The sequence below is a fragment of the Corynebacterium uterequi genome, assembly GCF_001021065.1.
In the GTDB taxonomy this organism is placed as follows: Bacteria; Actinomycetota; Actinomycetes; order Mycobacteriales; family Mycobacteriaceae; genus Corynebacterium; species Corynebacterium uterequi.
In genome coordinates, this window is record NZ_CP011546.1 from 2,029,670 (window position 1) to 2,042,602 (window position 12,933).

Sequence of the window (12,933 nt, forward strand, 5' to 3'; positions counted from 1 at the left end):
CTGTCCGGGTCAACTTTTCGCCCAAATCTTGCCCCTCGCCCAGGCCGTGGGCCAGGGTGGACATCATGAACACTTACGCTCCACTCACCCCGGCCGACGCGACTACCCTATGGCTGCACTGGGGACGCACGGGGGCAGGCCCGCTGTTCCTGCTCCGCCTTGCCGCAGCCGATCCCGGCCCCCACGCCGTGTCCTTCAACATCGACGCCGAAATCGCCGACGAGCTGCGTGCTTTGACCTGCCCGCAGTTCCCGGTGCGCACCTACCGGAATAAAACTGAGGTCATCACCGGCCTGCCGGGCCTGGTTCGCACCTCGTTGAAGCTGCGCCGTTTCATTCGCCGGCACGGTATCCGCCGGGTGGTGAGCACGATGCACTCGGTCTACGAGTCCATCGCCTTGCCACTGGCTCTTCCCCGAAGCGTCGAGTTCGTCGACTATGTCCACGACGCCTCCGCCCACCCAGGCGAGTTCAGTCTGCCGTGGCAGGCGGGCATGTGGCTCACCCGGGCCCGAGCCCAGCGCACCGTTACGTTCTCGCAGGCCACCGCGAGCGCGCTCATGACCGCCACGGCCAAGCCCATTACCGTGACTGCACACCCGCCGTTCGACGCCACCCCGGCGCGTCATGCCCCGCGCCGGCTCCCGGAGGCCCCCGAGGTCCCGGTGATCGGCATTTTCGGGCGTCTCCAACCCTACAAGGGCATAGACCTGGCGTTGGCGGCGATGGAGATCCTCGCTCAGCGTGGGGTCCCGGCGCGGCTGCGCATCGTCGGCGACGGCCCGTCGGCCGCAGCCCGCGACGGCGTCCGCGCCCGCTACGCCGAGTGGGACGTGCGCTGGATTCCTGAGGAGGAGGTATCGAGCGTCGTCGACGGCTTTGACGTGCTGTTGCTGTCCTACACCGAGGGCAGCCAGTCCGGGCCGGCGATGCTCGCCATGGCCCACGCGCTGCCCACGGTGGCCACCGCCGTCGGCGCGTTGCCCGAACAGGTTCGCGGCTACGGCGTCGTCGCCGCCGCTATTACCCCGCAGGCCGTGGCCGACGCCATCGAGGAGATCCTCAACCCGGCGCGCTATCACGAGCTTTCCCAGGGTGCTATTGAGGCCTTCGCCCGGGCCACGAGCTGGCAGGAGGTCACCGAGGTGACTCGCCGCGACGACGCCGCCACCGCCCGGCGCCGCCCGGCGCGCCTGGTGGATCGGGTGAAGCATGCCGGCCAGGACGTCTTCTCCAGGGTGAACGAGGCGGTGCCGCTGCGAACCACGGCCGCGCCGGACGATTCGGTGCTCGTTGTTTCCCCGGCAGCGCACGGCTCCCTCGGCGACGAAGGGATGATCCTCGGCCTCTCCTCGGTACTCGGCTCCCGAGCGACCGTCGCCGTGCCGGGGGACCCCCACGCCGTCGCCGGGCGCGTCGCCGGCTTCGGCACCCGGGCGATCAACCTGCTCGATTATGTCGCGCCCAAGACCTTTACCCCGCTGCGGCCGCTGCCCATCGACGGCCGCCCGGTGGTTGTCATCGGCGCGGATACCATCGCCGGCGACTACGAACTGACCTACCTCTCCACCCGGGTGGCCATGCTCAACCACTCCACTGCCCAGGGCCAACCCGCCTACCTGGTGAACTTCTCCCTGCCGCGCCGGGTCGATCCCCGCGCCGCACAACTGCTGCGCAGCCTTCATCCTGACGTTGTGCTCTACGCCCGGGACGCGAACAGTCAGCGCCGAGCCAAGGAGCTACTGGGACGCCCGGTGGGGGTCAGCCCCGATGTCGCCAGCCTCATGCCGGCGCGGCCCGCCGACGCCGACGAGTTCGCCCGCGAGGCCACGCAATTCGGCGCGGGGCGCATCCTCATCGTCCCCAACGCCCACGCCGCCCGCGTCAGCGGGATCCCGATGGATCAGCTCACAGGTTTCTACCGGGACATCGCCGCCACGCTGGCTGATTACGGCCACGCCGCGGCGTTTTTGGTCCACGATTCGCGCCCCGAGGTCGGGGACGCGTCGCTGGTACCGGAGGGCGCGGACGTGCTCATCGGACACAGCGCCGACGTCGCCAAGGCCGCCCTCGCCGCCTCAGCGGGGGTCATCTCCGGGCGGATGCACGCCTGTGTGGCCGCGCTCAGCTCCGGGGTACCCACGCTGGGCCTGGGGTATGTGGGCAAGTTCGACGGTCAATTCGCCTGGTACGGCAAGCTCGGCCGCGTCATCGAGCAGACCGCGCAGCTGCGCGGCAGCGACGTCGCCTCCGCCTTCCTCGACCACGCCGAGCACGCATGCGCCGACGCCCCCGTCGGCGCCCCGGCCGAGATCGAGTGGCTCACGCGGCTGCAGGGCTAAGCCGGCGCCGCTAGCGGCGCAGCGCCCGAGCCACCAGAAACCCGTAGGCCAGGGAAAACACGGCGGTGTAGACGGCGACGGCGACGACGAGGCCGTCGCCGTCGAACGCAACCAAAATGACCACGCCCGCCAGGGCCCGAGCCAGCGACCACCCGGTGGCGGAGGCCACCGCCCCCAGCATGAGCAGGTATTTGTTGACGATGCTGGTGTAGAAGATCGCCACACAGTACAGCAGCATCGCGGCGACGGCGCTGGGCAGCAGAGGAAGGTCCAAAGAGATGTTGAGCATCGCCCAACTACCCAGCACCGCCGCCACCGCTACGCCGAGGGACGCCGCTACCGAGACCACGGTGGCCGTGCGCACTACGCGCGCCGCCTCGTCGGGCTGGCCATCACGGACCGCGCGGGAGAGATCCATGTCAAAGGCCGGCGCCACGAGCATGGCGAAGGTGGTTTGCACCCCGCCGGCGATGCGTTGCAGCCCCGACCATAGCTGTCCCGTCGGGGTCGCCAGTCCCACCTGCCCCACCGCCAAGGCCGGGGTTTGCGAGCCGATGACGTCAATGGTCTGCCCGGCGATAGCGGTGGCATTGCGCCTGATGAAACCGACGCTGGCGCTCACCGGGCCGCGCGTCGCCGAAGCGATGATGGAACCGCCCAGCGCCCACGCTCCGACCGCCCACCCCACCACGTAGGCCGCGACGCCGGTGGCGGCGAGAGCCACGGTGGCATCGGAGAGTGCCGAAACCATGCTGACCAGGGCGAGGTTGACGACGCCATAGACGAAGCGCACCATCGAGTAGCTGCGGTAGGCGCCGCGGCGGACAAACTTGGTGTTGACGACCTGGTACATGGTCATGGGGACGGTCATGAGGGTGGCCCACAGCACGATCCGGGCCAGCTCGGGCGCCGGCGACCACAGCGCCAGTGACGCCACTAACCCCAGCACCGCTACGGTCACCGAGACGTGGGCGACGGCGGTCTCGGCGGTGTCCGCCTCGGCGTCGTCGGCCACCGGGTACAGACTGGGGAAGGCGAGGACGCACACCCGGGAGCCGATCGTCGCCGCGGCCGCAACCACCACCACGAACGTGATCTGATGGATTCGTCCGAAGGCCATGGGCACGAGCATCGCCAGGAAGTTGGCGCCCTGGCCGCCTACTCCCCACAGGGCGTTGAGCAGCCGTTTAGACACCGTGCCGCCCGCCCGAATCCGGCAGCCCGAGCGCCAGCAGGATACGAGCGAGCGCGTCGGCGATGCGGGCCACCGCGACGTGGAAGTCCTCCGGGGTGCCGCCGTAGGGGTCGGGGATGCCGCCGGGAAGGTCGTCGACCACGCTCTTGTCCACCGGTTGGGTCCCCGGCAGCTCCAGGGCGTCGAGCGCCCCCGCGTCGGCCAGGCGCGCCAGGTGCGTGAGGGTGAATGTGGTCCGAAGCTTGACCGGGGCGAGGGCCAGCACCTCGTCGACGTGCTCGCGGGTCATTCCCACCACCAGGTCGGCGGCGGTGAGCATGGCGCGGTTGAGGCGCCGGGCCCGGAACGCCGCAATGTCCTCGGCGGCGATCCCCAGCGCGCTAAGCTCTGCGGCCACCTGCGGGTGGATGCCATGGCCAACGACGCCCCGGGTTCCCGCACTCGTGGCGATCACAGGGGCGTCGATGAGCGTAATCGCCCTGTTGAAAAGCAGCTCCGCCGCTGGTGAACGGCAGATATTGCCGGTACATACGAAAAGCACGCGGGTGGGCTGGCGACGAAAAGGCATGAATGTAACTACTCCTTGCGCTCCGAGGCATAGGTTCCGTAGTGAGATGCGGACGATTTCTGGGTCGGGACCGCGCTGAGCACCATGCCCAACACGGTGGCACCCACCGCTTCTACGGCGGTGAGGGCGTTGCGCAGCTCGTCGTCCGTGGTGTCGCCATGGCGGACCACGACGATGGATCCGTCCACCTGGGAGGCGAGCAGGGCGCCGTCGGTGACCGCCAACAGCGGTGTGCTATCGACGATGACGTGGTCATAGCGCTGCGCCAACTCGTCGAGGAACTCCCTGCAAGCCCTAGAGGCCAACAGTTCCGCCGGGTTCGGCGGCAGCACCCCGGAGGCGATGACGTCTAAGGAGCGGGCGTGGTAGCGCTGGATGGCGTCGTCGACGCCGCACTCGCCGGAAATGACGGTGGACACGCCAACGTTTTGTTCGATGGACACCCCCAGCCGCTCGGCCACGGACGGACGACGCAGGTCGGCGTCGACCAGGCAGATGTTCAGGCCCTCCGCGGCCAGGGCCGACGCGAGGTTCATAGCCAGGGTGCTCTTGCCCTCGCTCTGGGTGGCGGAGGTGATCGAGATGGTCCGGGGTGGATTATCCACGTTGACGAAGCGCAGGCTGGTGCGGATGGCGCGGAAGGATTCGGCCGCCGCGCCGGAATCCGTCTCATAATCGGGGATCTCGTCCGCGGCCAGGCGCTTCGACACGGGTACGAGGCCCAGCAGCGGCGCCCCGGTGACCTGCTCCAACCCAGCCCGGTCCTTGATGGTGCGGTCCACCAGCGCGCGCAGCACAACGACGAGCACGCACAGCACCAACCCCGCCAGCGCGCCCAGGACGATCCACACCAGCGGTTGCGGGGAGGAAGGCTCGCGAGGAAGCTCCGGGGCGGAGATCACGGTGAGCGACACCAGCGGGCGACTGACCGGCTCTGGCTCCACGGCCTGGCCGGTGATCGGGTCGTAGGTCAGCGGGGCGTCGGTGTCTTCCACGAGGGTGAAGTCCAGGGCCTCCACCATGTCCACCAGCTCCTCGTTGACCGCTTCGGCGATGCCGCGGGCGCGCTCCGGGTCGGTGTCCGTCGCCTGGATGCTCAGCAGCACGGTCTCCGGCAGCGGCTTGGCCTCCACCTGTCGTTGGATGTCCTGCGCCGTGAGGCCGAGGAATCGCTCGGCCACCTGCTTGGTGAGATCGTCACTCGTGACGAATCCGGCGTAGGTCGACAGGCGGGTCTGCAAGAACATTGCCTGCTGGTACAGCTGTCCGCTTTCAATCTCCTGATCGAAGCTGACGAAGACCTCCGAGCTCGCCGTGTACTTCTTCGGAGCGAAGCTGGCAGCACCCCAGGCCAGAGCACCCCCGAGGAGGGTACAGACGACGATCACCCACACCGACTTGCCGACGGCCTTCAGCAGTCGTGGCAACAAGCCGGCGTCGGGCGCGACGCGCACCCCGCCGGGGTGGCCGCCGACGCCGCGCGGGGCCCCGCCGGGGTTGGCGGCGGGATCCGGGTGATAGGAAGAGGCCAACGGCGCGGACATGGACAAACCTGCTTTCGCAATTGTTCGGTGAGGATGAGGAGATCGAAGGTGGCGGCGATGCGCGTAGGAATCGGCGACCACCAGGGACATCAACGGCAGCATGGGCGTGAGGTGGCGCAGCGCAGAGCCGAAGTCCGGTTCAAACATCGCCTGGATGGCGATGAAGGCAAAGATCAAAGCCGTAGCCCGGGCGACGAAGGGCGGCATCGTGCGGCCGTCGTAGGCACTCATCGCCCACGCCATGCTTCCCCAGAGAGTGAGGATGAGTGCCGCGGCCGCCAGGTGGTACACGGTGCCGAGTCCGGCCAGAGGCAGCGGGACGAGGAGGAACGCCCCGACGAGCAGATTGTTCACCGTCCCACCTACCGGCTCCGGGAACTCCACGTAGCGAGGAATAAGGGTGCGGGCGTTGGCGGAGAACTCTCGGTAGAGGTTCACGGAGGTGCGGTTAGCGTCCGGCGCGGTGCCCATGACGACGTACCAGGCCAGGCTCGCGCCGAGGATACACAGCGGGATGGCCACGAGCACCGCCGGGATTGGCCGGGTCCTTGTCAGCACGAGGCGGACGACGACGTAGGCGCCGGCCACCAGCAGCCAGTAAGGCCGCACCAGTGCCCCGAACAAGGCCATGGCGGAGATAAGGAGGACCTCGAAGAAGCCACCCTTCGGGGCTGCCAGCACCACGAGGACAATGACAACGACGAGGACTTCCTTGGTGTGGGTGCCGAGGAACACCGCCCCCAACGCGGCGGCAACGCCGAGCATGATCGGGGTGACGAGCGACGCGCCGGCGGAGCGGGCCCTCACGTAGGCCAATGCCAGGGTAAGGCAGTACAGGGAGTAGTTGACCATCCCCGCCAGCTGGCTGTTGGAGCCGATGCCGAGGGCGCTGTAAAAGCGCGCAATGTCTGCGTAGGAGCCGAATTCACGGAGGGTGAGCAGATAGGGATGGTCGATGAGCTCGGCGATGGTGAGGGCGTCGAGGTCGAAGCGCAGCGGGAAGATGAACCCACGTCCAAGAATGACGGCGTAGCCACCGAGCACGGCGACTACCCCGAGGACGAGGAAGGCGCGGGATCTATCGTGGGTCATTCGCGGTGCCCGACCCGCTGGACGCGGTCACCCCGTAGAGGCTCCGCAGGCTGGCGGCCATGGCGTGGGCCGAGTACCGCTGAAGCGTGGGTGACCATGCGTTAAGAATAGCCTGAGAATTTCTCAGTGCCCACCGTAAGCGTTCGCTCAGTTCGTCCGGCTTTCCGCGCAGGATCGGGTCCACTTCCGCGAAGGCGTCGATGTCACTGACGATGGTCGGCACGCCCACCGCACCGGCCTCCAACACTGAGACCGGAAAGCCGTCGTACGTCGCCGTATGCAGGTACACCGACATCCGCGAAATATGGCCAAGGACGGTGTCCTTGTCCGCCCACCCGGTGACCTCCACTCCCGCCTCGCGCAGCATCTCCACGATCTCCGGGTCGCCGTCACCGATCCACAGAAACCGCGCCTCCTGCACATCCCGGGCGATGGCAGCGAAGGTCAACGGGTCCCGCTGCTCCACCGCGCGAGCGGCGATGCCGACCAGCGGGCGCGGGTCACTGTCATCCGGGTTCCAGCGATGCTCGCCCACCTCCTTCTCGAGCAGCGCGTTGAGCACCGGCACCCGCGGAATAAAGGGGTTAAGCCGGCGCACGTGGCGATCCTCGCTCGACGAGCACGCCGCGAACGTGCCCGTCAGCGGCGAGAGCACCACCTCCGCCGCCCGCAGCGCCACCGAGCGCGGCGCGAGCGGATTGCGATGAAGGAAGGCCAAGCCGTGCGGGGTGTAAACGATCTTCTTCCGCTGGTCAAAGCCCAGGGCGAGGCGCGCGTAGGCGCCACCAAAGCTGGAATGCGCGTGGACAACGTCCGCGTCGAAACGCTGCGCGGTCGCCCGGACGGCGCGGATGGCGTCCACATGGTTGGCGGGCAGCTCCCGGACGGCAGAGAAAACGTCCTCGGGGATATCGAGCGAGCCGACGCGCCGGTGGTTGGCCAGCAACACGTGGCGAGCCTCGGGAACAGCGGACACGTAGCGCTCGATCATCGACTTCACGCCGCCGCCGTAGCACTCCGTGACGTGGAGAACCGTGCGCGTCATTTAGTACGCACCGTCCCGTCCCACAACCGCCTTGAACGTCCGAACCAGGATGGACAGGTCCAGGGCCATGGTCCAATTCTCCGTGTACAGCAGGTCCAGGGACAACGCCTCCTTGGAGGTCAGCCGCGACCGGCCGGACACCTGCCACAGCCCCGTCATTCCCGGGGGAACGGTCATGCGCATCCAGGCGTCATCGTCGTAGTTGACGACCTCCCGCGGCAGCGGCGGGCGCGGCCCGACCAGGGACATCTCCCCGGTCACGACGTTGAACAGCTGCGGCAGCTCGTCGATGGAGTAGCGCCGGATAAACCGTCCGACGCGGGTGATACGCGGGTCGTTTTCCATCTTGAAGAGATTCTCGGTGATGTTGTGCTGTTTGCGCAGCGCCTCGACCTGGGCGTCGGCATCGACAATCATCGACCGGAACTTCCACATTCCGAACTCGGTGCCGTTGCGGCCCACTCGGGTCTGGCGGTAGAAGATGGGGCCGCCGTCGTCGAGCTTGATGGCCAGGGCCGTGGCGAGCATGATCGGCGCCGCCGCCAGCAGGACCAGCGACGTAATCACGATGTCGAAGGTGCGCTTGACGATGCCGGTGGCGTTGATATTGCCCGGGGCCAGGACTTTCATCGTCGGCACCCGGAAGATGTGCGACGCCCGCACCCGCTCCGGCGAGGCGACCACGCTCGACGGGAAGATGTGCACGGACACGCCCTGCGGGGCGCACGCCCAGCTCATCTGCCGCACCCAGTTCTCCGGGACGTCGCCGGGGCACATGACGACGACGGCGTCGACGTCCAGCCGGGCAAGTAACTGCTGGTCAATCGTGGTGCCAGCCGGCGCCATGGTGGTCCCTTGGCAGTCGACGATGCCGCGGCAGGGCTGGTCAACGAGGTAGAAGCCGACGATGTCGCTGTGCGAGGACAGCCCAGACCACTGATCCATGTCCCGCTGGGCGTACTGCTGGCTATTGAGGAATAGTAGGATCCGCGCGCCGGTGCTGCCGAGCATCCGGCGGCGCAGGAGGTCGTGCAGCACCAGGTGGTTGATCCACAGGCCGAGAAGCCCCAACGGCAGCCCGACGAGCACGTAGCTCACCATGATCCCCAGCGAGAACGCCGCGTCCACGAAGGCGGGGATAGCGAAGGCCACGATGGAGGCCTCCAGCACCCGCTTGGCGACGGTGCGGCGTTCGCGGTGAAGCTCGGCGTCGTACAGGCTGCGGCTGCGCAGTAGCGCGGACCACAGTGGGGCGATGATGGCGCCGAGGATGACGGACGTCCTCACGGCCTCGGTGAGCTCCGAGCCGGCAGAGGTGTACAGCTGATGGCCCATCGCGACGAGGCAGGCGAGGATGATGGCGGCGAGGTCCAGCCCCACCATGATGCGCGAGAGGTGCGCCCGACGATTGCGCCGCGGCCACTCCTTCGACGCTTGGTAGGCCTCGAAGGAAGCCCAGGCGGTTGTCGTTTCATCGCCGGGTGTCCCGGGGTGGGTCCCGGCGGCGGCGTCCGGCACGGCCTTCAGCTGCCCGCCGGGGCGGATGGTCGAGTAGTCCGAGGGATCCGAGGAGCGGACCTTGATGGCGTGACTCATGATTCGTCCTCCTTCACTGTTGCCACGCACCGATGCCCGGGCACGTGACACCCGAGCCAGCTCTAAGCGTTTTCTCAGCTTTGAGAATAAAACGCTCCGTTACTCAGAAAATGCTAACGTTGCCCGCCACGACAAGGCCAGAATATCGCCCAAACTTGAGCCTTTAGTATTACGAAATCTATTCGCAAGCTCGCACGCTTTCCCCCCGGTAGATCCCGCTTTTTCATAGCGTCGAGCAGCACGGACAGCTGGCAATGCCGCCTAAAAGACCCATCCCGTCTCGCCCCGCCGGGCCGGCCATACTTTCCTGAGAGTTTGCTAAGCGTTCAGATCAGACGTCTACCCCGCGCAGGACAAAACCCCCGGCATCCGCGTGAGAGCGGACGCCGGGGGCGTCGAATGCCGGACAGGGATTTACATGCCCATGCCAGCCATATCCTCCGGGGACGGGCCGGAGCCAGCCGGCTGCGGCTTGTCCGCCACGACGGCCTCAGTGGTGAGGAACAGCGCGGCGATGGAGGCGGCGTTCTGCAGGGCGGAACGGGTGACCTTGGCCGGGTCGTTAATGCCCGCCTTCATCATGTCGACGTACTCACCGGTCGCGGCGTTGAGGCCCTCGCCGGTGGGCAGGTGCGCAACCTTGTCGGCCACCACACCCGGCTCCAGGCCGGCGTTGAAGGCGATCTGCTTCAGCGGCGCGGACAGGGAGTCACGAACGATCTTCACGCCGGTGGCCTCGTCGCCCTCAAGCTCCAGGGAGTCGAGGACGCTGGCGGCCTGCAGCAGGGCCACGCCACCGCCGGCGACGATGCCCTCTTCCACGGCAGCCTTGGCGTTACGCACGGCGTCCTCGATGCGCAGCTTGCGCTCCTTGAGCTCCACCTCGGTGGCGGCACCGACCTTGATGACGGCCACGCCGCCGGCGAGCTTCGCGAGGCGCTCCTGCAGCTTCTCGCGGTCATACTCAGAGTCGGAGTTCTCGATCTCAGCGCGGATCTGCTTGACGCGGCCCTCGATCTGCTCCGGGGAGCCGGCGCCCTGAACGATGGTGGTCTCGTCCTTGGTGACGACCACCTTGCGGGCGGTGCCCAGCAGGTCGACGGTAGCGGTTTCGAGGGAGAGACCAACCTCTTCGGAAATGACCTGGCCACCGGTGAGGATGGCCATGTCCTGCAGCTGCGCCTTGCGGCGGTCGCCGAAGCCCGGGGCCTTGACGGCGACGGACTTGAAGGTGCCGCGGATCTTGTTCACGACCAGGGTGGACAGGGCCTCACCCTCAACGTCCTCGGCGATGATGAGCAGCGGCTTGCCGGACTGCATGACCTGCTCCAGCAGCGGCAGCAGGTCCTTGATGTTGGAGATCTTCGCGGAGACCAGCAGGATGTACGGATCCTCCAGGACTGCCTCCTGGCGCTCCATGTCGGTGGCGAAGTAGCCGGAGATGTAGCCCTTGTCGAAGCGCATACCCTCGGTGACCTCAAGGTCAACGCCGAAGGTGTTGGACTCTTCAACGGTGATGACGGAGTCCTTGTTGACGGCGCCGTTGCCGACGGCGTACATGGCGCGGGCGATCTGCTTACCGATCTCGGGGTCGGCGGCGGAGATACCAGCGGTCTGGGCGATCTCCTCCTCGGTCTCGACCTCCTTGGCGGTGGCCAGGATCTCATCGTTGACCTTGGCCACGGCGGCCTCGATGCCGCGCTTAATGCCCATCGGGTTGGAGCCGGCGGCTACGTTGCGCAGACCCTCGGAGACGAGAGCCTGGGCCAGGACGGTAGCGGTGGTGGTGCCGTCGCCAGCGACGTCGTCGGTCTTCTTGGCGACCTCCTTGACGAGCTCCGCGCCGATCTTCTCGTAGGGATCCTCGAGCTCGATCTCCTTGGCGATGGTCACGCCGTCGTTGGTAATGGTCGGCGCGCCCCAGGACTTCTCCAGGACGACGTTGCGGCCCTTCGGGCCGAGGGTGACCTTAACGGCGTCGGCCAGGGTGTTGAGGCCACGCTCCAGACCGCGGCGGGCTTCCTCATCAAAGGCGATAATCTTAGACATGCTTTCTAAACTCCTTCCTTGGCACTCTCAATCTCTAAGTGCTAAGTCCCTTTTCTAGCACTCGCCTACCCCAAGTGCAAGACAACTCGGCGGCGTCGGACGGTAACGTGACAGGCATGACTACGACAAGCCGATCCCGCATCTTCGACGACCTCGCCCAGCTCGTCTCCTTCGATTCCGTCCACACCGCGCCGGACGCCCCCCGCGCCGCCGACTGGGTGGCGCAGCGGCTCCAGGACGCCGGCCTGCAGGTCGAGGACCACCTCACCGTCGACGGTTCGCGCACCATCATCGGCCGTAAGCCCGCCGTCGGCGAGGCCCCCACCGTGCTGCTCTACTGCCACCACGACGTCGTCCCCGCCGGTGACCGCGCCGAATGGCTCTCCGACCCCTTCGTCCTCACCGAACGCGACGGCCGGTGGTACGGCCGCGGCGCCGCGGATTGCAAGGGCAACGTCGCCATGCACCTTGAGGTCCTCCGTCAGCTGGAGGCCACCGGTGGCGTCGACGCCGGACTCGTCGTCGTCGTGGAAGGCTCCGAGGAACAGGGTGGCGGCGGGCTCGACGCCCTCGTCGAGCAGCGCCCCGAGCTTTTCGCCGCCGACGTCATCCTCATCGCCGACTCCGGCAACGCCGCCGTCGGCGAGCCCACGCTCACCACCGCCCTGCGCGGCGGCGCCCAGGTCGACGTCACCGTCCGCACCCTCAAGACCCCCGTCCACTCGGGCATCTTCGGCGGCGCCGCGCCGGACGCCGTCGCCGCCTTGGCCCGCATCATCGACTCGCTACGCGACGAGGCCGGCCGCACCGTCATCGACGGCGTCGACTGCGCCCGGTCGTGGGAGGGCGCCGGCTACGCCCCCGACGCCTTCCGCGCGGACGCCGGCATCCTCGACGGCGTCGAGATCTTGGGCGGCGACACCCCCGTCGCCGACCAGGTCTGGGCACGGCCGGCGGTGAGCATCACCGGCTTCAGCTCCACCCCGGTCGACGAGGCCGTCAACGCCGTGCCCGCCGTCGCCAAGGCCCGCCTCCAGCTGCGCGTGCCTCACCCCCTTGACCCGCAGGAGGTCGCCGAGGCGCTGGCCGCGCACGTGAATGCCCACGCCCCGTGGGGAGCCCAGGTGGAGACCACCATCCTCGACGTCAACCCCACCTTCGCCACTGACTCCGCCAAGCCCGCCGCTCAGCTCTTCGGCCGCTGCCTCGCCGAGGCCTACTCCGCCGACGCCGTCACCGAAGTCGGCTCCGGCGGCTCCATCCCGCTGACCGCGTTGCTGCAGGAGAAGTTCCCCGACGCGGAGATCATCCTCTTCGGCGTTGAGGAGCCCCTGTGCGGCATCCACGGCCCGAACGAGTCCGTCGACCCGACCGAAATCGAGGCGATCGCCGCCGCCGAGGTCGCCTTCCTGCGTCGCCTGCGCTAACGCCGTCCTGTGCCAACCTTCCCGTTGCCAGGTAGAGTGGTTGACGTTAGCCGTGTCCCGGCTGTGATCGGATTC

The 12,933-nt window shown here is 67.8% G+C and carries 8 protein-coding genes; 2 read left to right on the top strand and 6 right to left on the bottom strand.

Features of this window, described 5'->3' with window-relative positions:
- Nucleotides 1-65 precede the first annotated feature (65 nt).
- On the top strand, nt 66-2,342 hold the full coding sequence (locus CUTER_RS11135) for a glycosyltransferase (RefSeq protein ID WP_052844106.1): 2,277 nt from the start codon (nt 66-68) through the stop codon (nt 2,340-2,342).
- Between the two features lie 10 nt (nt 2,343-2,352).
- Here the strand turns inward: CUTER_RS11135 and CUTER_RS09425 are convergent, their stop codons facing one another.
- The 6 genes from CUTER_RS09425 to groL form a co-directional block, all read right to left on the bottom strand.
- Complete coding sequence (locus CUTER_RS09425) at nt 2,353-3,537, bottom strand: hypothetical protein (RefSeq protein ID WP_047260208.1); 1,185 nt, start codon at nt 3,535-3,537, stop codon at nt 2,353-2,355.
- Complete coding sequence (locus CUTER_RS09430) at nt 3,530-4,105, bottom strand: arsenate reductase/protein-tyrosine-phosphatase family protein (RefSeq protein WP_047260209.1); 576 nt, start codon at nt 4,103-4,105, stop codon at nt 3,530-3,532. The genes CUTER_RS09425 and CUTER_RS09430 overlap by 8 nt, the downstream gene beginning before the upstream one ends.
- Nucleotides 4,106-4,113: 8 nt before the next feature.
- Nucleotides 4,114-6,741 carry a polysaccharide biosynthesis tyrosine autokinase gene (locus CUTER_RS09435; RefSeq protein WP_047260210.1) on the bottom strand — a complete coding sequence of 876 codons (2,628 nt, stop codon included), beginning with the start codon at nt 6,739-6,741 and terminating at the stop codon, nt 4,114-4,116.
- Nucleotides 6,728-7,786: a glycosyltransferase family 4 protein gene (locus CUTER_RS09440; protein ID WP_052844107.1), complete on the bottom strand. Its 1,059-nt coding sequence runs from the start codon at nt 7,784-7,786 to the stop codon at nt 6,728-6,730. Before CUTER_RS09440 ends, CUTER_RS09435 begins: the two co-directional genes overlap by 14 nt.
- On the bottom strand, nt 7,787-9,382 hold the full coding sequence (locus tag CUTER_RS09445) for a sugar transferase (RefSeq protein WP_052844108.1): 1,596 nt from the start codon (nt 9,380-9,382) through the stop codon (nt 7,787-7,789).
- A 414-nt stretch (nt 9,383-9,796) separates the two neighbouring features.
- The gene (gene groL, locus CUTER_RS09450) at nt 9,797-11,431 is read right to left on the bottom strand and encodes a chaperonin GroEL (RefSeq protein WP_047260211.1); all 1,635 of its coding nucleotides are present in this window, start codon (nt 11,429-11,431) and stop codon (nt 9,797-9,799) included.
- 116 nt (nt 11,432-11,547) lie between these two features.
- Here groL and CUTER_RS09455 point away from each other — a divergent pair, with 116 nt between their 5' ends.
- A complete protein-coding gene (locus CUTER_RS09455) occupies nt 11,548-12,858 on the top strand; it encodes a M20/M25/M40 family metallo-hydrolase (RefSeq protein WP_047260212.1) in 1,311 nt (436 codons plus the stop codon).
- Nucleotides 12,859-12,933: the final 75 nt, after the last annotated feature.